Source organism: Pantoea sp. Seng (assembly GCF_009829935.1).
Taxonomy (GTDB): Bacteria; Pseudomonadota; Gammaproteobacteria; order Enterobacterales; family Enterobacteriaceae; genus Pantoea; species Pantoea communis.
The window spans coordinates 131,177-151,665 of record NZ_SZZV01000005.1; the positions used below are offsets into that span (position 1 = coordinate 131,177).

Genomic DNA, 20,489 nt, shown 5'->3' on the forward strand with positions numbered 1-20,489 from the left:
CTCTATCCTTTTTTAGCTATTGAAAGTATGATGATAGAAATCTGTGAAGTTTCAATTTATAGTCAGGCATTATATTAGATTCACTATTAAAATCGTTGGCGCAAAAAGAATGTGGTAATAAACCACTTTTCTTTCCTACTAAGAGTTCACTATAGTGCCGCCTCGCGGCAGTAGATCTTATGTTAAAATAATAGCAAATATCTATATTGTGAGTACTTAACCCTTCATTATATGCAATCCAAGGCACAAGAAATGTTGCCAAGTTTAGGTCATTATTACTTCGAAACTTTTGGTCTAGAAATGAATCTATTTCATTTTTATATTTATACCAGACTTTATAATAAATGCTTTTTCTTAATGGAATATAGGTGTGGATCAAAGGTGTATCAATATCTATTTTGTAATCACGACGAATTAAGTCAGCGCTGCGAGTACATGCAAATAATGTCGGAGTATCAACGCCCCGCTCTCTCATACTCTTGATACTTTTACTTGATGCGAATAGAGATGCTATCCCATTGCCTTTAAAAAAATGTCCAGAAGGTAGGTCCCTGGCTACAAATACATCATCATTGAAGTATATAAAATGTTCGGAAAGATCATCTATATGATGTAAATGAGCTTCGATAACATGTGAGTTAAATGTCGGAAGATATTGTTGGTTAATAATTTTATTATGATTAACAATAACAATTTTTTAAATTTCTCATCCTCCTCGATATACCAGTTAGGCACTTGGTTATCAGTGATGATAAATATTTTCCTTATCCATTTAAGGTTTTTCAGTATACTTTCGACTGAATATTTTAGTTCATCATGGTTATTAAATCTTGCCATGTCTGATGAAAAAGCCCCGCGCTCCGATAAATTTATATCCTTATATTTGTATAATTTTTCCTTCCAAGCAGGATCATTATCATTAACCCATGTAAAAACAGCATCAATAGGAAAGTTTACGACTTCTTTTAATTCTAAATTAATGTTTTTTTCAATAATGATACCTTCATCTTGCTTTGGATAATTTAATTCATTCAAAATTAAGGGGTGCTTTTTATTAAGATAGTCTCTAAAGAAAACGCCAGGGTTTTTAATAAACTTCTTTATTTTTTTCACTAATTATCCTAGAGATTCTGATTTTGTGTAATCTTCAATGCACTCTTCAATGTTGTGATATAGTGTTACTCGATTGTATCTATCAATAAATATTGCTGAACTGCAAAAAGATTTTAAGGAGTTCAAACTATGTGAAACCATAAGCAAATTGGATTCTTCACTTCTTTCAATAAATATATTTTCACATTTTTTCTTAAATCGCGCATCGCCCACTGCAGTTACTTCATCAACCAAGTAGTAATCGAACTTAAATGCCATACTCAAGCCAAAGCCTAACCTAGATTTCATTCCTGAAGAGTAAGTTTTTATTGGCATATCAAAATATTTTCCAAGTTCGGCAAACTCTTCAACAAATGCTACTTTTTCTTTTAGTTCTTCCTGCTTGGCATATAGCCGGGCGACGAACTTTACATTTTCCCGCCCTGTCAAACTACCCTGAAAGCCACCAGAAAGGCCTACCGGCCATGAGATAGTTTTATCGGTGGTGATGGAGCCGCTATCAGGACGGTCGATGCCGCCAATCATCCGAAGTAAAGTTGATTTACCCGCACCATTACGACCTATAAGCGCTACACTCTTTCCGCTTGGAATTTCGATGTTTAGGTCTTTAAAAACATAATGGCGACCTTGAGGCGTGCGGTATGATTTCGTTAAATTTTCTATTTTAATCATGAGGTAAGCATTGCCTCTTCACGATTGCGATATAACGCAAGGCCAGCAAATACCGTGACTAAGGTACAAATCGCTAGATAACTGAGACTTACACCTTCACTCACATAACCTGGCATTACCGCTTCACGGCTGAGTTCAACTGCATGAACCAAAGGGTTCCATAACAAATAAGGCCAGTAATCTGTTGGAATGGAGTGCAAAGGGAACATAATGCAGGAAATAAAATAAAGCGGTTTTAGCAATATCGGCAAAAACTTCTGGGTTTCGGCAAAGGTTCTTCCCACTACCATAAAGATTAACCCAATTCCGCATGAAAATAGAATCAGCAATCCCCATGTCGCAACTAATTGCAGAAGGTTGGTAATTTCAAAGTATTCGCCAGCCATCCACACAACCACCATCAGCAGAATATAAACGGCGGCATAGATCAGCGTTTCTAGCAGTGCGCGGGCCATAATGGTGTCGACCGGCTTTACCGGACGGTAATTAAACAGCCCTTGGTTAGCTTCAATCGCTCCGACTGAACGGTTTGTAATATTACTGAAAATAAAGTACGGAATAATGCCATTCAGCAGAAATACCGGGAACGAGATATCCGGCATAGTGCGGTGCATAATGAAACCAAATATGCCCAGCAGCACCAGCAAATGTGCAGACGGCTCTAAAATCGCCCAAAAATAACCCAGGCGAAACTTTCCAAAACGGGTGCGTATTTCACGCAAAAACAAGGCCTTTACGGCAGCTTGCTCTACTTCAAATCCACTTCGGGCCATTTGTTTAACTCATGAGAATTGGGTGGGATTTTTTACACGCTACCGCCCCTGGCTTAACAGCTACCAATGCACTGGACGCAATACGGGCGGTGTAGGGGGGGAGGTTTATAGTTTTTCAGACGAGGGTGCTAAAATAATCAGCATATTTTACGTAAATTCAAAAGATTAGAGCTGATGAATACGCGATAGACGTGATGCCATTTAGCACAATCAGATGGTTTAGAGTTGATATGAATCCATCCACTTGAACAGCTAGTCCCTGCTTGTCTGTAAGAATTTTCCCTAATTTTGACGGCTTAAGTTACAGATCATGTCGAAATAATCCTAAACGTTTTCGTCTATTAATATTTTGCAAATTATCTGTAAGGCCTATTGAACTAATCTATACATCCAATTTATGTCAAACAATTGAATATATTGAATTTAATTTATTTTTTCGTTTCTGCTCTTAACCTCACTCTGTATCGTGAAATCAACACTGCTAATCAATTCATTCACGAGACAATCCACTGATTTTTACAAAAAGTAGTAGTTGTTACATTTCAAAGGTGCTGATTGCAGGTCGTCTGATTCTTCGCGATAATCACGCATAACAAATCCCTTCCTCGTCGGGCCTAACGACGCGGAGGGGATTTTTTTCATCTATACCTTAGTGGCTAACCGACTCACGGATCTAAAGAGGACAAGTTATGTATAACACCCTGGGCAATCAGTACGATAACTCCCTGGTTTCTAACGCCTTCGGTTTCATGCGCTTCCCGGTGAACTTCCAGCCTTACGACAGCGATGCTGAGTGGGTGATCACTGGTGTACCTTTCGATGCCGCAACTTCAGGTCGTCCGGGCAGCCGTTTAGGGCCGGGTGCAATCCGTCAAATCTCCACCAACCTCGCTTGGGAAGGTTGCCGATGGCCGTGGGATTTCGACCTGCGTCAGCGCTTGAACGTGGTGGATTGTGGTGATCTGGTTTATGCATTCGGTGATTCACAGGATCTCTCTGACAAACTGCAGGCGCACGCTGAGAAGCTGTTGGCAAACGGTAAGCGTATGCTGACCTTCGGGGGCGATCACTATGTCACGCTGCCACTGCTGCGTGCCCACGCTAAGCACTTCGGTAAGATGGCATTGGTGCACTTTGATGCACACACAGACACCTACTCCAACGGTCCAACCTTCGACCACGGCACCATGTTCTTCACCGCGCCGAAAGAAGGTCTGATCGATCCGAAACACTCTGTGCAGATTGGTATCCGCACTGAGTTCGACAAGAGCCTTGGCTTTAACGTGCTGGATGCAGCGCAGGTTAACGATCGCAGCGTCGATGACATTCTGGCGGAAGTGAAACGCACCGTGGGTGATCTGCCGGTGTATCTGACCTTTGATATCGACTGTCTGGATCCGGCACATGCACCGGGCACCGGCACGCCAGTGATCGGCGGACTGACCAGCGATAAAGCTACCAAGCTGATTCGTGGCTTGCAGGGTATGAACATCGTCGGGATGGATCTGGTGGAAGTGGCGCCGGGTTATGACCACGCTGATCTGACTTCACTGGCGGCGGCTACACTGGCGCTGGATATGCTGCACGTACAGGCAGCTAATAAAGGCTAATTACTCGGAGGGCAGGGCCCCATGCCTTGCCCTCCTGTTGGCAATTCCTAATAGTCATCATTTATATCGTTCATGGTCGAACGTAAAAAGTGACGCCCAGCACCTGCAACTAACGCGACAGCGGTAACGATTTGAATTGCCAGCATTCGACGCTCCTCGGCTCCTAGAGCCACGCACGCAAGATGTAATCTTTCTCTGACTTTCTCAATTTGCCATATTCAATACCGGTGAAGTCTCGCCATCATCACGTTTCTGCTTTCTCATTCTCCACGCGAATTCGTCTACTGATGTTTATCGTCCTTTCTCAACGCGCATTGATAGCAATGATGTCAATCTGTGAAGTGGGTTGGGATTTGTTTTGAGCGGCGCAGAGTGATTAAGAAAGGGTGATAGCTGATGGGGCGATCCATTGCCCTCGACGTCCCCGGTTCCTAGTAATCGTCATTCACATCTTTGGCTGCGGAACGTATCACCAGATACGCGCCAATCAGCACAATCGCGATAACGATGGCGAGAATAATCAGAATGGTCAACATAGTATGTGGTGCTCCGGTGACTCTCTCTGATATCGCCTAAAAACAAACGGTCAGTGTAGACCATACTCACTATGACATGGCCTTGTGTGGCGAGTTCAGACCATTGTCACGCTTCTCGCATCTACGGCTCAACAACTTAAAGGTGACAATTCGTTATCGGCACCCTGTAGCTATACTTTTGGGCGTAGCGTTATTTATCGCTTCGTTAATCACGGTTAGAGAATCTTTGGAGGTCACCATGGGCTTTCTGGATGAATTAGTAGGTTCGCTGGGGAACGGCAACGGGCAGGGCAATCAGTTGGGTCAGTTGCAGGCGATCTGGAATTGGGTGCAGGAGCAGGGCGGTATCGAAGTGCTGCTGCAGAAGTTTCAACAAGGCGGGCTTGGCGAGGTGCTGGGTTCGTGGATCGGCACCGGTGGCAATCAACAGGTCGGTGGCGGCGAGATTCAGAGTGCTTTCGGGCAGGAGGAGTTGCAGTCGCTGGCCGATAAGCTGGGCACCGATGTCAATGGCGCTTCCGGCACGCTGGCGGCGCTGTTGCCGCAGTTGATCGATAAGATGTCGCCGCAAGGTCAACTGGATGAGCAGAGTCTGCACAACAACCAGATGGATTTGGGTTCGATGGTGGATAATCTGTTTAAGCGCTAGCTGTTGAAGCTGAAGAGAGGAGCGCACAAGGCGCTCCTTTTTATGGCCGATTATTTGCCATCTGCCGCAATACGATCGCGGATGTGCTGTGCACGTGCTGCGGAATCCGGGTGCGAATCGAACATCGAACTCGTTTGGCCTTGCTGCATTTTCGCCAGTTTCTCGAAACTGGTGGCTAAGCCAAGTGGATTAACACCGCGCTTTTTCAGCAGGTCATAAGAGTAATCATCCGCCTGCGATTCCTGTGTTTGCGAGAACTGCGCATTGACCAGCTTCTCGCTTAGATCGCCCAACTGGGATTGCGACAGTTGACCAATCACGCCGCCAACCGAGGCCGCAGCAGTGCGTGCCGCCGTGGTGGCGTAGGCGACTTGCATCGCTTTACGCGTATGGCCGAGCGCAACGTGGCCCATTTCATGGCCGAGCACACCTTCCACTTCGTTATCGGTCATCATATCCATCAAGCCGCTATAAACGCGGATGCAGCCGTTGGCCATCGCCCACGCATTCACATCTTTGGTCAGATAGACTTTGTAGTTGGCTGGCACACCATTGATGTTATCGCCCAGCGCAGCGGCGATTTTGTTCAGGCGCAGCTGATATTCACTGCTGGCAGGCGCGAGCTGGTTGTCTTTGTCCATCTGGGCACAAGACTGATCGCTTAGCTGCTTCACTTGTGAATCATTCAACGTATAAGCCTGATAGGCCTGCGCGCCGGATTGCAGCAGCGCGTTGTTGTCCATTCCTTCGCAACCGCTCAGCAGCGAAGCGATTCCCACAGCAATAATTGTGGCGCGGATTTTCATTTAGAGGTCCTTTGCGTAACAAGGTAGAGAAAACAAACACCTGAAATTGAGATCGGTGTTCAAACGCTTTGTTTATAGCTCGCATCCTGTTCACTGGCTAGCAGACAAGCCCCGAATTGCAACCGTTTACCCGCTATTTAGCACGTCGACGCATGTACTTTTGCCCCGATTTTCATGTACATTGATGTGCGACTTTTTTCTCGCTTCGCCTGATAACTGATTAATTACAATACGTTAATCGCGGCGGAGCATTAATCCGACCTGGAGTAGAAGATGCCCTCTCGTAAAGAGCTTGCCAACGCCATTCGCGCGTTAAGTATGGATGCAGTACAAAAAGCCAAATCGGGACATCCTGGTGCCCCGATGGGCATGGCGGACATCGCCGAAGTGCTGTGGCGTGACTTCCTGAACCACAATCCGACTAACCCGCTGTGGGCAGATCGTGACCGCTTCGTGCTGTCTAACGGTCACGGCTCCATGCTGATTTATAGCCTGCTGCACCTCACCGGTTACGACCTGCCGATGAGCGAGCTGCAGAACTTCCGTCAGCTGCACTCTAAAACTCCAGGCCACCCAGAATACGGTTATACCGCTGGCGTTGAAACCACTACCGGTCCACTGGGCCAGGGTATCGCTAACGCAGTCGGCTTCGCCATCGCTGAGCGCACTTTAGCGGCACAGTTCAACCGCCCAGGCCATGACATCGTAGACCACAACACTTACGTGTTCATGGGCGACGGCTGCATGATGGAAGGCATCTCACACGAAGTATGCTCCATCGCCGGTACCCTGAAACTGGGTAAGCTGGTTGCCTTCTATGATGACAACGGCATCTCAATCGATGGTCACGTTGATGGCTGGTTCACTGACGATACCGCCGCTCGCTTCGAAGCTTACGGCTGGCACGTAGTGCGTGGCGTAGACGGTCACGATGCTGACGCCATCAAGAAAGCAGTAGAAGAAGCCAAAGCGGTTTCAGACAAACCTTCACTGCTGATGTGCAAAACCATCATCGGTTTCGGTTCTCCGAACAAAGCCGGTACCCACGATTCACACGGCGCACCGCTGGGCGACGACGAAATCGCACTGACCCGTAAGCAACTGGGCTGGAACCACGCGCCGTTTGAAATTCCTTCAGACATCTACGCGCAGTGGGATGCGAAAGAAGCTGGTCAGGCGAAAGAGTCCGCATGGGATCAGAAGTTTGCTGCTTATGCTGCTGCTCATCCTGAACTGGCTGCTGAGTTCACGCGTCGTACCAACAACGAGCTGCCAGCTAACTGGGAAACTGAGTCGCAGAAGTTCATTGAACAGCTGCAGGCTAACCCAGCTAAAATCGCCAGCCGTAAAGCTTCCCAGAACGCGATTGAAGCGTTCGGTAAGATCCTGCCGGAATACATGGGTGGATCGGCTGACCTGGCGCCAAGCAACCTGACTATGTGGTCTGGTTCTAAGCCAATCAACGAAGATGCAGCCGGTAACTACATCCATTACGGTGTGCGCGAATTCGGTATGACCGCGATCGCCAACGGTATCGCGCTGCACGGTGGTTTCCTGCCGTACACCGCAACCTTCCTGATGTTCGTAGAATACGCGCGTAACGCGGCACGTATGGCTGCACTGATGAAGATTCGTCAGATCATGGTTTATACCCATGACTCAATCGGTCTGGGTGAAGATGGTCCAACGCACCAGCCGGTTGAGCAGATGGCCAGCCTGCGCGTAACACCAAACATGAGCCTGTGGCGTCCATGTGACCAGGTTGAGTCTGCGGTTGCCTGGAAATACGCTATCGAGCGCGTAGACGGCCCATCAGCTCTGATCTTCTCTCGTCAGAACCTGGCGCAGCAGGATCGTACCGCTGAGCAGCTGGCAAACGTGGCACGCGGTGGTTATGTGCTGAAAGACAGCGAAGGTACGCCAGAGCTGATTCTGATCGCTACCGGTTCAGAAGTGGAACTGGCCGTTGCCGCTTATGACAAGCTGACCAGCGAAGGCCGCAAAGTGCGCGTTGTCTCTATGCCTTCAACCGACGCTTTCGACAAGCAGGACGCGGCTTACCGTGAATCTGTACTGCCGAAAGCAGTTGCTGCACGTGTGGCTATCGAAGCGGGTATCGCCGATTACTGGTTCAAATACACCGGCCTGAATGGCGCTATCGTCGGTATGACCACCTTCGGTGAGTCTGCTCCGGCAGAGCTGCTGTTCAAAGAGTTCGGCTTCACCGTTGAGAACGTGGTGAACATCGCGAAATCTATTCTGTAATCAGCGGTCGCCGTAAGGGCGACCCAACAGGTTAGATGATCGCCAACGAAGGTGCGCTTTATGCGCACCTTTTTTCATTTCAGACCCCGCCTTCAACCTGAAACGCTTCAATTATTCCTGCAGTAATAATTTTTACATGCGAAATATGTGACGTAGATCCAATAATCAGCAGCGCAATTGATCGCAATCATTCCTGTTATTCCGCGCATGCTTTATTCTAGCTGAACCGTTTCAGTTGCAATTGAGCGGCATCATTTTGCAACGTTAAGCGGGCAATAATTCCCTGTACAAAACGCAGCGAAACGCTCAAGGTATTTGGCACGTTTTTTTGGCTGTTGTTGCAGGAAGTGAGATGACCGTTCGCATAGCAATTAATGGTTTTGGTCGTATCGGACGCAATGTGCTGCGTGCGTTGTATGAAACCGGCCGCCGCGCTGAAATTACCGTGGTGGCGATCAACGAACTGGCTGAAGCCACCGGCATGGCGCATTTGCTGAAGTATGACACCAGCCATGGCCGCTTTGCCTGGGATGTGCGCCAGGAGCGCGATCAACTGTTCGTGGGCGACGACACCATCCGCATTCTGCACCTGGCCGATATCGATGCACTGCCATGGCAGGAACTGAACGTCGATATCGTATTGGATTGCACCGGCGTGTACGGCAGCCGCGCAGATGGCGAAGCGCATCTGCAAGCAGGCGCGAAGAAGGTGTTGTTCTCGCATCCGGGCGGTAACGATTTAGATGCCACCGTCGTGTTCGGCGTAAACGAACAGGCTCTTAAACAAACTGACCGCATTGTCTCCAACGCATCTTGCACCACCAACTGTATTATTCCGGTGATCAAGTTGCTGGATGACGCCTTCGGTATTGAATCGGGCACCGTGACCACGATTCACTCGGCGATGCACGACCAACAGGTGATTGACGCCTATCACAGCGATCTGCGTCGTACCCGTGCCGCCAGCCAATCGATCATTCCGGTGGATACGCGTCTTGCTGCTGGCATTACCCGTATTTTTCCGAAATTTAATGACCGCTTCGAAGCCATCGCTGTGCGCGTGCCCACGATCAACGTGACAGCCATTGATTTGAGCGTTTCGGTACGTGAAGCCGTGAAGGCGTGTGATGTCAATGCGTTGCTGCAAAACGCGTCAGAAGGGGCGTTTCGTGGTATAGTTGACTATACGGAATTACCGTTAGTCTCAGTAGATTTTAACCATGATCCGCACAGTGCCATAGTCGATGGCACGCAAACGCGGGTCAGTGGTCATCACCTGATCAAGACCTTGGTTTGGTGTGACAACGAATGGGGCTTTGCTAACCGCATGATCGACACCACGTTAGCAATGGCCGCAAGCGGTTTCAGGTAAGACGCGGACTGCGTCTGGCAAAACTTATGAGAATCAACGAGAGGGTTCACCATGTCTGTAATTAAGATGACCGATCTGGATCTTGCTGGTAAACGCGTTCTGATCCGTGCCGATCTCAACGTGCCAGTGAAAGAAGGGAAAGTGACGTCAGATGCACGTATCCGTGCTTCTCTGCCTACCATCGAAGCGGCGTTGAAACAGGGCGCGAAAGTGATGGTTACCTCTCACCTGGGTCGTCCGACCGAAGGTGAATACAACGAAGAGTTCTCGCTCCTGCCGGTTGTTAACTACCTGAAAGACAAACTGAACGGCACTAACGTGACCCTGGCGAAAGACTACCTCGACGGCGTTGAAGTCGGCGCGGGTGAACTGGTGGTGCTGGAAAACGTGCGCTTTAACAAAGGCGAGAAGAAAGACGAAGAGACGCTTTCGAAGAAATATGCCGCCCTGTGCGACGTGTTCGTGATGGATGCCTTCGGTACTGCGCACCGTGCGCAGGCTTCAACCCACGGTGTGGGCAAGTTCGCCCCTATCGCTTGTGCTGGCCCGCTGCTCTCTGCTGAGCTGGAAGCGCTGGGTAAAGTCATGAGCAACCCACAGCGTCCGCTGGTGGCGGTTGTTGGTGGTTCTAAAGTGTCGACCAAATTCGACGTGCTGCAGTCTCTGGTGAAAATCGCTGACACCGTGATCGTTGGTGGCGGTATCGCTAACACCTTCGTGGCTATCGACAACAACGTCGGTAAATCACTGTACGAACCAGACTTCGTTGAAGCGGCGAAAAAGCTGCGTGACGAGCACGGTATTCCGGTTCCAACCGACTCACGCGTCGGAACGGAATTCTCTGAAACTGCCCCGGCAACCGTGAAAAAGGTTTCCGAAGTGGCGGATAACGAAGAGATTATGGACTTCGGTGACGAAACCGCACAGGCGATGGCAAAACTGCTGAAAGAGGCAAAAACCATCCTGTGGAACGGTCCGGTTGGCGTGTTCGAATTCCCGAACTTCCGCAAAGGCACCGAAATCGTGGCGAACGCGATTGCAGACAGCGACGCGTTCTCTGTAGCGGGCGGCGGCGATACCCTGGCAGCGATTGATCTGTTCGGTATCGAAGACAAGATCTCCTACATCTCTACCGGCGGTGGCGCATTCCTCGAGTTCGTGGAAGGTAAAAAACTGCCCGCTGTAGCAATGCTGGAAGAGCGCGCTAAGCAGTAATTTTTGGGGGCGGCGCTTCGGCGCCGTCTGAAGGCTTGCCCATCCTGGGCAAAAAATCGACGTCCCTTTGTGGGATGAACGGTAACGAAACAGGACACAACCATGTCTAAAATTTTTGATTTCGTAAAACCCGGCGTTGTCACTGGTGATGACGTTCAGAAAGTTTTCCAAGTAGCGAAAGAAAACAAATTCGCTCTGCCTGCAGTTAACTGCGTCGGCACGGACTCCATCAACGCGGTACTGGAAGCTGCGGCCAAAGTTAAAGCGCCGGTCATCGTTCAGTTCTCCAATGGTGGTGCTGCCTTCATCGCCGGTAAAGGTTTCAAAACCGACAAGCCACAGGGTGCAGCAATCTTCGGCGCTATCGCCGGTGCGCACCATGTGCATCTGATGGCTGAACAGTACGGCGTGCCAGTCATTCTGCACACCGACCACTGTGCTAAGAAACTGCTGCCATGGATCGACGGTCTGCTGGATGCCGGTGAAGAGCACTTCAAGAAAACCGGTAAGCCACTGTTCTCCTCTCACATGATTGATCTGTCAGAAGAGTCACTGGAAGAGAACATCGAGATCTCTTCTAAATACCTGGCGCGCATGGCGAAAATCGACATGACCCTGGAAATCGAACTGGGTTGCACCGGTGGTGAAGAAGACGGCGTGGACAACAGCCACATGGACGCTTCTGCCCTGTACACCCAGCCAGAAGACGTTGATTACGCGTACACCGAGCTGAGCAAAATCAGCCCGCGTTTCACCATCGCCGCTTCATTCGGTAACGTGCACGGCGTGTACAAGCCAGGCAACGTGAAACTGACTCCAACCATCCTGCGTGATTCTCAGGAATACGTGACCAAGAAACACAATCTGCCGCACAACGCGCTGGATTTCGTGTTCCACGGAGGTTCAGGTTCTTCTGCTGCAGAAATCGAAGAGTCAATTGGTTACGGCGTAATCAAGATGAACATCGATACCGATACCCAATGGGCGACCTGGGACGGCATCCTGCAGTACTACAAAAAGAACGAAGACTATCTGCAAGGCCAGCTGGGTAACCCAAATGGCGTGGATAGCCCGAACAAGAAATATTACGACCCACGCGTATGGCTGCGCTCTGCACAGGCTTCAATGGTTGTGCGTTTAGAGCAGGCTTTCAAAGAGCTGAACGCTGTCGACGTGCTGTAATTTTTCCTTACAGTACAAAAAAGGCCCGAAAGGGCCTTTTTTTATGCATTCGATTCGGAATAGTGAGTAAATTCAGCCCATCTTTGGCGCTTCATGCCATTTTTGTTTACCCTTGTACACGGGAGTGCCGGAGCTGATCTGGCCGTTTTTGCATTTTCCTGCGGGAAACTCAACAACAGGGCTAACAAATGGAAGACTTAAATGTCGTCGATGGCATTAACAGTGCCGGCGGCTGGCTGGTACGTAATCAGGCACTGATCCTGAGCTATGCGGTGAATATCGTTGCGGCGATCATCACCATCATTATTGGTATGTTCATTGCGCGTATCGTTTCAAATACGATTAATCGCGTGCTGCAGGCGCGTCATATCGACGCTACCGTTGCAGACTTCCTCTCTGCCCTGGTGCGCTACGGCATTATCGCTTTCACCTTAATTGCGGCGCTGGGTCGCGTGGGCGTGCAAACCGCCTCGGTGATTGCCGTACTGGGCGCCGCTGGCTTGGCCGTGGGTCTGGCACTGCAAGGTTCTCTGTCCAACCTTGCAGCGGGCGTGCTGCTGGTGACCTTCCGTCCGTTCAAAACCGGTGAGTTCGTTGATTTGGGCGTGATGGGTACAGTGCAAAACGTGCAGATTTTCTCTACCACGCTGAAAACCGTGGATGGCAAAATCGTGGTGATCCCGAACGGTAAAATCATCGCCGCCAACATCGTTAACTTCTCGCGTGAGCCGATTCGTCGTAACGAGTTTATTATCGGCGTGGCCTATGATGCGGACGTTGATCAGGTGATCGAGCTATTACGTGAAGTCGTCGAAGCCGATGAGCGTGTGCTGAAAGAGATGGGGATTCAGATCGGACTGAACGAACTGGCCGCCTCTTCACTGAACTTTGTGGTGCGCTGCTGGAGCAAAAGCGGTGACCTGCAAAACGTGTACTGGGATCTGCTGAAGAACTTCAAACGTGCACTGGACGCGAAGGGTATTGGCATTCCGTATCCGCAGATGGATGTGCATCTGCACCAGGTTAAAAGTGAGCAGCAAGCTGCACAAGCCGAGTAATCACTCAGTAGCCTTGTGTTTTGAACGGTAAACTGCACAACATCGTATAAAGGTCGTCATTTATGGCGACCTTATTATTTTCTCTAATGCCTGATTAAATCTTTCAATTTCCACTAATATCCTCGCGTCACTATACTGCATCGCATTACCTCGTTATTCAGGACTATCAACGTGTTATCTGTTTATTTACAAGGGCTTGCTCTTGGGGCTGCACTCATTCTGCCATTGGGCCCGCAAAACGCATTCGTGATGAACCAGGGCATTAAACGCCACTACCATTTGATGACTGCAGGATTGTGCACCCTGAGCGATATCGTACTGATTTGCGGCGGCATCTTCGGCGGCAGTGCGCTGCTAAATCAATCCCCCATTATGCTGATGCTAATTACCTGGGCCGGCGTGGCGTTTCTGCTGTGGTACGGCTGGGGCGCACTGCGCAGCGCGTGGCAGGGCGATGTGACGCTGGCCGATGATGCAGTGATGAAGCAAGGCCGCTGGCGCATTATTGCTACCATCGTGGCGGTGACGTGGCTCAATCCGCATGTCTACCTCGATACTTTCGTGGTGCTCGGTAGCCTGGGCAGTCAGCTGCCTTCTACCGCCGCACGCCAGTGGTTCGCGTTGGGCACGGTGAGCGCATCGATTATCTGGTTTTTTGGTTTGGCATTGTTGGCAGCGTGGCTGTCGCCACGACTGCGCACCGTGCGTGCTCAGCGCATCATCAATCTGCTGGTGGGCGGCGTGATGTGGTTTATCGCCATCCAGTTAGCGCGTCAGGGCATTGCCGCGTTCTGATGCAGATGTAAACCGTACAGTGCGGGTAGCGCGCCCGCACTGGCGATCAGCTCTAAGCGTATCTGCCGGAAACTGACATCCTGCGGCACGACGTGGTGGCATAGCGAGTGATGATTGTCCTTCACTTCCACCAGTAACATCTCATCCAGCCATAACCGGTAATGTGTGGTGCAGTGCGGCGTCACTGCCTGCGCATGACCCATCTGCACCGTCTCCATCGCATGGTCGAAGTCGTTATCAAACAGCAGGGTGATTTGGCGTGCGTGTTGCTGTAGTTCCCATCGCCAGGTGACCGTCGGCTGAGCATCATCCAGTGCTGGCACCCAACAGTTGGTGTGCTGTTCCGGACGCAATTTGCCGTTGAGTAAATAATCGCGATGCCAGAGTTTTAGCGGCGTCTCCAGTGCGAACGCCAGCAGCACCTGATGTGGCGCACGGCGCGGCAGCCAGAAATCAAACTCGTCCACGCCGTAATCGCCGTCATTGATCTGCCTTGTGCGTTTGGCAACGCGCGGATTGAGGCTGTTGAACACCATCATCACGCCTGGCAAGCGCTGGCGGGTAAGTGCCACTTCAATCTCTGGCTGCTCTTCGAAGGCGATAAACAAATAGCGATCGACATCCGCCCGGTAATCAAAACTCAGGCGGTAGCTGCCCTGGTCGTTAACCGTGATTGTCTGGTTGGCGATGTGCTGATCGCCGCAGGTGTTGGCCGGATTGTCACTGCTGAGCAGCGAAACCTGCAGTTTTTGCGTCTGTTTGGCACGAAGCTGCACGAATATTGCCGGTAAGCGCTCACCGGCTTTCAGTGGCAGCAGCAACGCACAGCGCGATTGCAACGACTGCCAACCGCCATCGGCGGGCAGGGCGCTGAGTTGCAGGGTGCTGCTGACCTCGATCTGCGCATCGCTGACCGGGTTTGCAAGCTGCTGGCGTGGGATGTATGCCCCTTCGCGCAGCAGGCGTTGCTGCAGCTGCGTTACGTGAGCAGGCTGGGCTAACTGTGCTGGCGTGAGTTGCTGCTGCTGACAGATCGCCGCCGCACGTCCCACCACTTCACCCAGTACGCCGCAGGTGCACATCACGCGCGCACTGCCAAAGGCCACATGAGTGGCTGAAATCAAACGACCTGTGAGCAGCAGATTATCCAGCGACTGGCTGTAAAGCGCACGGAACGGGATGGTGTAGGTGCCTTTGCTGTGAAACTGGCGACAGCCATCGTGTTCGCTGTAGACGCCATCGGCCGGATGCAGGTCAATCGACCAGCCGCCGTAGGCGACGGCGTCGTAGTGATCGCGCTGTTCGATGATGTCCTGCTGGCAGAGCAGGGTGTCGCCAAGGAAGCGACGACTCTCGCGTTTGCCGGGAATTAATCCTACCCACTCAATGGTCAGGTTATCGGCATCCGGGAACTCGCCGGAGTTTTTAATGTAATCCCAAACGCCCCAGACGATTTTCCACAGCTCCCATTTGATGGTTTCGCTTTCGTGCACCGTATCGAGCCGTCCGCCCCATTCCAGCCACCACAAATCACAGCCGTTAAGATCGGAGGTCAGGCGTTTGTAACGCGGAATGGCGGTAATCTCTTTAAGCGCAAAAGAGGGCGGGACAAAGCGAACCGGCTGCGAAGTACGTTTGGTGTAGAAGTAGATTGAGTGGCCGAGTTTGTGGCCAAAATGTTCGCCTGGCGCCATCTTTTCGCCAAACTCTTCAACGGTTTCCGCACCCACGCGATGCGCTGCGCCCGCCAGATATCCCAGCACGCCATCGCCGCTGGCATCAATAAACTGGCAGGCCTTAACGTGATAGCGGGTCTGATTGATGGCGTTGAAGGCCTGCACCGATTGCAAATGACGGTTTGATTTCTCGATATCGGTGACCACGGTATTGAGCAACAGGGTTAATCCGGGCTGCGACTGCACCAAATCCAGCAGCACCATATCGAACAGCACCGGATTGCCCTCTTGGTTGCGCCACAGGTTTTCCTCCATGATCTCGCCCATGATGCCGCCTTCGCGCGCCCAGCGGTTGTTGTTGCCCATATGCGATGTCGCCCCGTTGGCCCACAAGCGCACTTCACTCGATGCGTTGCCACCCAGCACCGGGCGATCCTGAACCAACACCACCTGTAATCCGTCACGCGCGGCGGCCAGTGCGGCACACACGCCCGCGAGCCCACCGCCCGCCACCAACAAATCGGCCTGTAATTTTTGCTCTGGGAAGTGACGCGCATTTTGCGAAGAGAAAGTCTGCATCATTTGCTTCCTGTCATGCTGAAGCTAAGATTGGTGTTTTGAGCGCCACAGGGTGAACTATGTCTTCTCAACCCAACCAAAGCCTGATTGATGGGATTCGCTGCTTGCAGTATTTGGTTTCCAGCGATAAAGCCGTGGGCTGCCGTGAACTGGCGCGACAGATGGACATGAACAGCACACGCGTTAACCGCCTGCTGATGACCATGGCCTCGATTGGCCTAACGATTCAGGACGAACATCGCCGCTATTTGCCCGGCCCGGGGATTCATGCTCTGGCGGCGCAGGCGATTCGCGGCTCCTCGCTGTTTGCCCAGGCGCTGCCGCAACTGGAAGCACACGCGCCACGCGACATCGTGGTGGCGCTGGGCGTGTTGTGGGAGGACCAGGTAATTTACATCTGGCACTCCGAACCGGGTGAGCGCACCAGTGCCAGCCAGGCGCTGGCCGGTTTCCGCATGCTGCCGGCGTGGCAGTCGGTGATTGGTGTGTCGCTGCTGGCGACAGAGAGTGATGAGCAGTTGCGTCCACGATTTACCGACGAACAGTGGGCGCAGATGGCGCCGTTGCTGGCGCGCAAGCGTGATGCAAACCACTTGATCTGGCACCGTGATGACGGCGAAATCAGCATGGCGCAGCCAATCAATAACAACCGCGCAGCGCTGGCGTTTGCCAAAATCTGGCAGGCAGACGATGCGCATCTGCAGCAGCGGGTGACGCAGTTGCAGTCGCTGGCGAAAGTGCTGATCAGTGCGCGCTGACATGCTCGATTTTCCCGACCACGAACAGATAGCTGCAAATGCCTATCGCGGCCAGCACGGCAATAAAGCCGAGTGCTGGCGCGAAATTGTCGCCATCGATCAACGCGCCAATGGCAATCGGCACCACAATAGCAGAAAGCGCGCCGGTGAAATTGAATACGCCGCCCGCTAAGCCAATCAGATGGCGCGGCGCCAGTGCAGTGACAAACACCCAGGTGATGGTCGCGAGGCCGTTGCCAAAAAACGCCAGCGACATAAACAGCACGATGAGCGTGGCGTCGTCGGTGTAATTGGCGCCAAGAATAAACAGCGTCAGGAACAGGCCAAGGATCACCGGCAATTTACGCGCCACGCTGGGCGACACGCCTCGGCGTATCATGCGATCCGAAGCGAAACCTGCCAGCAGTACGCCACAGAAAGCGGCGAAGTAGGGCACGGAAGCCACATAGCCGCTTTTAATGAAGCCCATATGGCGATACTCCACCAGATAGGTCGGGAACCAGGTGAGGAAGAACCAAAAGGTGGCGGAGATGGTGAACTGGCCGATATAGATACCCACCAGTTTGCGGCTGCGGAACATTTGTGCCAGATCGGCCCAGCGGGCCTTCGGCTGCAGCGTGTGCTGACGGCTCTCGAGTAAGGCACCGTTGCTGCGCAGGTAGTTTAATTCGGCTTCTGACACGCCTTTATGCTCATGTGGCTCACGGTAAAGCAGATACCACACCAGCGCCCAGATCATCCCGGCCACACCGGTGATCAGAAACAGTCCGCGCCAGCCAAAGGCATCCTGCACGTGAAACAGAAGTGGCGTCATGCAGGCGAGTCCAACGAACTGGGCCGAGGAGTAAATACCGATGGCGCTGGCACGCTCCTGTTCCGGGAACCAGCTGGATATTACGCGGTTATTCGAAGGCATCACCGGCGCTTCAAAAGCACCAACGCCCAGACGTAGTCCGAAGAGCGCACCGAAGCTGTTGGCGAGCGCATGCAGAGCGGTGATCAATGACCAGGCAAACAGTCCTACGCCATACACCAGTCGCGCGCCGAGACGATCGATAAGAAAGCCTCCGGGGATCTGCAGCGCCGCATAGATCCAGCCAAATGCCGAGAAGATCAACCCCATCTCCATCGGCGTAAAGCGCAGTTCGCCGGCCATTTGCGTGGCGGCCACGGAGAGATTGGTGCGATCCATGTAGTTGATGATGATGTTGATAAACACCAGGCCTAACATCAGGAATCGGGTACGTCCGGCGCGAACGGCAACGGCGCTGTGGCTAAGGGGCTGTTCTGTCATAATACAACTCTCCCGGAGGCTAGAATTGTTTCTTTAATAGAAACACCAAGGCGAACTTTCCGCGAATCTGTCAGCATAGTTTTGCGATCGCGGATACGTTAAAAACGCCGTTATCCGAACTTTTTGGTGATTTCAAACTCAGACCATCACGCATAGTAATGTGTTTTAGGTTTAGCCATAGTGGCGACCTGTAAATTGAACCTTCAAGGAGGACTTTCGTGAAACTGAAAGCACTGGCGCTGGCCGCCGTTATGAGCACGGGCGTAATGTCAGCGATGGTACAAGCGGGTGAAGTCCCGAATGGCCCGCATGTTGTGACCTCAGGTCAGGCAAGCGTTGATGCCCGTCCGGATATCGCGACACTCTCCATCGTGGTGAATGTTTCTTCGAAAGATGCGGCAGATGCGAAAAAACAAGCTGATGACCGCGTGGCGCAATATTTCGATTTCCTGCAAAAGAACGGTATCGAAAAGAAAGATATTGATGCGGCAAACCTGAGCACGCAACCCGAGTATGACTACACCAAAGAAGGGAAGTCCGTACTGAAAGGTTATCGTGCGGTGCGTCAGGTGCAGGTGACCTTACGTCAGCTGGATAAACTGAATGAGTTGCTGGACGGCGCGCTGAAATCCGGCCTGAATGAAATCCGTTCAGTAGAGCTGGGCGTGGCGAATGCTGATGCCTATAAAGATCAGGCGCGCAAAGCGGCGATTGCTAACGCCACTCAGCAGGCCGGTGCGCTGGCAGAAGGCTTTAACGCGAAATTAGGCCCGGTATACAGCATCCGCTATCACGTGGCGAACTATCAGCCAATGCCAATGGCGCGCATGTACAAAGCGGCTGCCGCACCTGCGGATACCACCGCGCAGCAGACCTATGAGCAGCAGAGCATTCACTTTGACGATCAGGTCGATGTGGTGTTCGAAATCAAGCCGAATACGGCTCAGTAATCTGATGTGTTGAATCATAGCGGCGTGATTTATGACGCTGAACGGCAGCAATTCTGCTGTTCATTTACGTTATAAATCGCGCCGCTATGCTCGTCTGCAATTGGGCTTAGGCTGTCGCCGTATCCTGACGCAATACGCGATGACCGTGTGCAATCAATGCATCCGTCACGCTGCGCATTAAGCGGCTCTCTGGCGCGAAGCGGTGCCAGTAAAGCATGCGACGCTGATAAAGACCCGGCGTCAAATCCACCAAATCCCCTTGTGCCAGTTCACGCTCAATCTGTAAGTGCGGAATCATACAGCACACCGAACCCTGACGCGCCAGTTGCACGAAGGCTTCCGACGAGTTAACGATGTGGCACGGTACGCTACCCGGGGACAGATCAAAGTTCTGCTGTAAAAACGCCTGATGCATATCATCGAGATGGTCAAACGCCACCGCAGGGGCTTTCAACAAAGCCGAACGCGTGACGCCATTCGGGAAGTAGCGCGCAGCAAAATCCGGCGAGGCGCAGAACAGATAATCCAGTGCACCCAATTGATCCACCAGACAGCTTGGCAGCGGCTGCGGTTGAATACTGACAGCACCAACCACTTCACCACGACGCAGGCGTTCCTGAGTACGGGTTTCATCTTCGACCTGCAGATTCAGGCGCACTGGTGAATCGGCCAGCACATCTTTCAGCGCAGGCAGCAGCCAGGTCGCCAGACTGTCGGCGTTGACCGCCAGTGACAGCAGCAATGGCGTGGTGCCGCCGTTGTCATCACCCAGCCACTCTTCTTCCAGCAACTCGACTTGATGTAACAGTGCCAGCAGTTTTTGTCCTTGCTCGGTCGGACGCGGCGGCACGGTACGCACCAGCAGCGGCTGACCAAATAAATTTTCCAGCTGTTTAATGCGCTGTGACACCGCAGACTGCGTGATGCAGAGTTTTTGGGCCGCACGCTCAAAACCGCGCTCGCGAATCACAGCATCCAGCGCCTGAAGCGTTCGATAATCCGGGCGTTTCATTGTTGTTCTCTCTCGTTCAGGATGGAAAGTACTATGCCACAAAACTGTCATATTGTGCTGCGGCGCTTTTTTGCGGGCTGGCTTCCAAAGGCTTAAATCGATGCGTTAACAGCCGCGCATTTTCACGACGCCTTGTTTTATACTACGCGCACTTCGATGTCGCACAGGTTTTAA

Annotated in this window: 18 protein-coding genes; 10 read left to right on the forward strand and 8 right to left on the reverse strand. The window is 51.7% G+C overall.

Annotation, left to right across the window (positions count from 1 at the left end):
• Positions 1–16: 16 nt before the first annotated feature.
• Genes FD737_RS23835 through FD737_RS06670 form a run of 4 tightly spaced genes read right to left on the reverse strand, consistent with a single transcriptional unit; the run spans position 17 to position 2,558 of the window.
• Positions 17–694, reverse strand: coding sequence for a hypothetical protein (locus FD737_RS23835; RefSeq protein ID WP_370523026.1), 678 nt, complete (start codon positions 692–694; stop codon positions 17–19).
• Positions 604–1,113, reverse strand: a complete 510-nt coding sequence (locus tag FD737_RS23840; RefSeq protein WP_370523015.1) for a Stealth CR1 domain-containing protein — start codon at positions 1,111–1,113, stop codon at positions 604–606. The genes FD737_RS23835 and FD737_RS23840 overlap by 91 nt, the downstream gene beginning before the upstream one ends.
• Before the next feature lie 3 nt (positions 1,114–1,116).
• Positions 1,117–1,785: an ABC transporter ATP-binding protein gene (locus tag FD737_RS06665; protein ID WP_160833062.1), complete on the reverse strand. Its 669-nt coding sequence runs from the start codon at positions 1,783–1,785 to the stop codon at positions 1,117–1,119.
• On the reverse strand, positions 1,782–2,558 hold the full coding sequence (locus FD737_RS06670; RefSeq protein WP_160833063.1) for an ABC transporter permease: 777 nt from the start codon (positions 2,556–2,558) through the stop codon (positions 1,782–1,784). The genes FD737_RS06665 and FD737_RS06670 overlap by 4 nt, the downstream gene beginning before the upstream one ends.
• Positions 2,559–3,247: 689 nt before the next feature.
• Between FD737_RS06670 and speB the strand changes: the two genes are divergently transcribed.
• Both speB and FD737_RS06680 read left to right on the forward strand, forming a co-directional pair.
• On the forward strand, positions 3,248–4,168 hold the full coding sequence (speB, locus tag FD737_RS06675) for an agmatinase (RefSeq protein ID WP_160833064.1): 921 nt from the start codon (positions 3,248–3,250) through the stop codon (positions 4,166–4,168).
• Positions 4,169–4,942: 774 nt separating this feature from the next.
• Entirely contained in the window at positions 4,943–5,353 is a 411-nt protein-coding gene (locus FD737_RS06680; protein ID WP_160833065.1) for a YidB family protein, read from the forward strand.
• A 50-nt stretch (positions 5,354–5,403) separates the two neighbouring features.
• Here the strand turns inward: FD737_RS06680 and FD737_RS06685 are convergent, their stop codons facing one another.
• Positions 5,404–6,159, reverse strand: a complete 756-nt coding sequence (locus FD737_RS06685) for a M48 family metallopeptidase (RefSeq protein ID WP_160833066.1) — start codon at positions 6,157–6,159, stop codon at positions 5,404–5,406.
• A gap of 273 nt (positions 6,160–6,432) precedes the next feature.
• Here FD737_RS06685 and tkt point away from each other — a divergent pair, with 273 nt between their 5' ends.
• The 6 genes from tkt (at position 6,433) to argO (ending at position 14,046) form a co-directional block, all read left to right on the forward strand.
• Positions 6,433–8,424 (forward strand): transketolase, encoded by a 1,992-nt coding sequence (tkt, locus tag FD737_RS06690; protein ID WP_160833067.1) that lies wholly within the window; start codon positions 6,433–6,435, stop codon positions 8,422–8,424.
• A 352-nt stretch (positions 8,425–8,776) separates the two neighbouring features.
• Positions 8,777–9,796 (forward strand): erythrose-4-phosphate dehydrogenase, encoded by a 1,020-nt coding sequence (gene epd, locus FD737_RS06695; RefSeq protein WP_160833068.1) that lies wholly within the window; start codon positions 8,777–8,779, stop codon positions 9,794–9,796.
• Between the two features lie 51 nt (positions 9,797–9,847).
• A complete protein-coding gene (gene pgk / locus FD737_RS06700; RefSeq protein ID WP_097118039.1) occupies positions 9,848–11,011 on the forward strand; it encodes a phosphoglycerate kinase in 1,164 nt (387 codons plus the stop codon).
• A gap of 102 nt (positions 11,012–11,113) precedes the next feature.
• A complete protein-coding gene (fbaA, locus tag FD737_RS06705) occupies positions 11,114–12,193 on the forward strand; it encodes a class II fructose-bisphosphate aldolase (protein WP_034823221.1) in 1,080 nt (359 codons plus the stop codon).
• Between the two features lie 188 nt (positions 12,194–12,381).
• Positions 12,382–13,251 (forward strand): small-conductance mechanosensitive channel MscS, encoded by an 870-nt coding sequence (mscS, locus tag FD737_RS06710; protein WP_097118038.1) that lies wholly within the window; start codon positions 12,382–12,384, stop codon positions 13,249–13,251.
• 171 nt (positions 13,252–13,422) lie between these two features.
• Positions 13,423–14,046 carry an arginine exporter ArgO gene (argO, locus tag FD737_RS06715; RefSeq protein WP_160833069.1) on the forward strand — a complete coding sequence of 208 codons (624 nt, stop codon included), beginning with the start codon at positions 13,423–13,425 and terminating at the stop codon, positions 14,044–14,046.
• On the opposite strand, the gene FD737_RS06720 is transcribed toward argO, so the two are convergent.
• On the reverse strand, positions 14,025–16,301 hold the full coding sequence (locus FD737_RS06720; RefSeq protein WP_370523027.1) for an FAD-dependent oxidoreductase: 2,277 nt from the start codon (positions 16,299–16,301) through the stop codon (positions 14,025–14,027). The genes argO and FD737_RS06720 overlap by 22 nt on opposite strands.
• A gap of 59 nt (positions 16,302–16,360) precedes the next feature.
• On the opposite strand from FD737_RS06720, the gene FD737_RS06725 reads away from it, so the two are divergent.
• Positions 16,361–17,059, forward strand: a complete 699-nt coding sequence (locus FD737_RS06725; protein WP_058961893.1) for a hypothetical protein — start codon at positions 16,361–16,363, stop codon at positions 17,057–17,059.
• Here the strand turns inward: FD737_RS06725 and FD737_RS06730 are convergent.
• A complete protein-coding gene (locus tag FD737_RS06730; RefSeq protein ID WP_097118034.1) occupies positions 17,046–18,353 on the reverse strand; it encodes an MFS transporter in 1,308 nt (435 codons plus the stop codon). The two genes, FD737_RS06725 and FD737_RS06730, sit on opposite strands and share 14 nt — an antisense overlap.
• A 218-nt stretch (positions 18,354–18,571) precedes the next feature.
• Here FD737_RS06730 and FD737_RS06735 point away from each other — a divergent pair, with 218 nt between their 5' ends.
• Positions 18,572–19,303, forward strand: a complete 732-nt coding sequence (locus FD737_RS06735; protein WP_045814671.1) for an oxidative stress defense protein — start codon at positions 18,572–18,574, stop codon at positions 19,301–19,303.
• A 106-nt stretch (positions 19,304–19,409) separates the two neighbouring features.
• Here the strand turns inward: FD737_RS06735 and FD737_RS06740 are convergent, their stop codons facing one another.
• A complete protein-coding gene (locus FD737_RS06740; protein ID WP_034823211.1) occupies positions 19,410–20,315 on the reverse strand; it encodes a LysR family transcriptional regulator ArgP in 906 nt (301 codons plus the stop codon).
• Positions 20,316–20,489 lie beyond the last annotated feature (174 nt).

What these genes read in the sequence shown, in the direction of transcription:
- FD737_RS06665 (WP_160833062.1), bottom strand. Translation starts at nt 1,785, where the DNA reads ATGATTAAAATAGAAAATTTAACGAAATCATACCGCACGCCTCAAGGT.
- FD737_RS06670 (WP_160833063.1), bottom strand. Translation starts at nt 2,558, where the DNA reads ATGGCCCGAAGTGGATTTGAAGTAGAGCAAGCTGCCGTAAAGGCCTTG.
- speB (WP_160833064.1), top strand. Translation starts at nt 3,248, where the DNA reads ATGTATAACACCCTGGGCAATCAGTACGATAACTCCCTGGTTTCTAAC.
- FD737_RS06680 (WP_160833065.1), top strand. Translation starts at nt 4,943, where the DNA reads ATGGGCTTTCTGGATGAATTAGTAGGTTCGCTGGGGAACGGCAACGGG.
- FD737_RS06685 (WP_160833066.1), bottom strand. Translation starts at nt 6,159, where the DNA reads ATGAAAATCCGCGCCACAATTATTGCTGTGGGAATCGCTTCGCTGCTG.
- tkt (WP_160833067.1), top strand. Translation starts at nt 6,433, where the DNA reads ATGCCCTCTCGTAAAGAGCTTGCCAACGCCATTCGCGCGTTAAGTATG.
- epd (WP_160833068.1), top strand. Translation starts at nt 8,777, where the DNA reads ATGACCGTTCGCATAGCAATTAATGGTTTTGGTCGTATCGGACGCAAT.
- pgk (WP_097118039.1), top strand. Translation starts at nt 9,848, where the DNA reads ATGTCTGTAATTAAGATGACCGATCTGGATCTTGCTGGTAAACGCGTT.
- fbaA (WP_034823221.1), top strand. Translation starts at nt 11,114, where the DNA reads ATGTCTAAAATTTTTGATTTCGTAAAACCCGGCGTTGTCACTGGTGAT.
- mscS (WP_097118038.1), top strand. Translation starts at nt 12,382, where the DNA reads ATGGAAGACTTAAATGTCGTCGATGGCATTAACAGTGCCGGCGGCTGG.
- FD737_RS06720 (WP_370523027.1), bottom strand. Translation starts at nt 16,301, where the DNA reads ATGCAGACTTTCTCTTCGCAAAATGCGCGTCACTTCCCAGAGCAAAAA.
- FD737_RS06725 (WP_058961893.1), top strand. Translation starts at nt 16,361, where the DNA reads ATGTCTTCTCAACCCAACCAAAGCCTGATTGATGGGATTCGCTGCTTG.
- FD737_RS06730 (WP_097118034.1), bottom strand. Translation starts at nt 18,353, where the DNA reads ATGACAGAACAGCCCCTTAGCCACAGCGCCGTTGCCGTTCGCGCCGGA.
- FD737_RS06740 (WP_034823211.1), bottom strand. Translation starts at nt 20,315, where the DNA reads ATGAAACGCCCGGATTATCGAACGCTTCAGGCGCTGGATGCTGTGATT.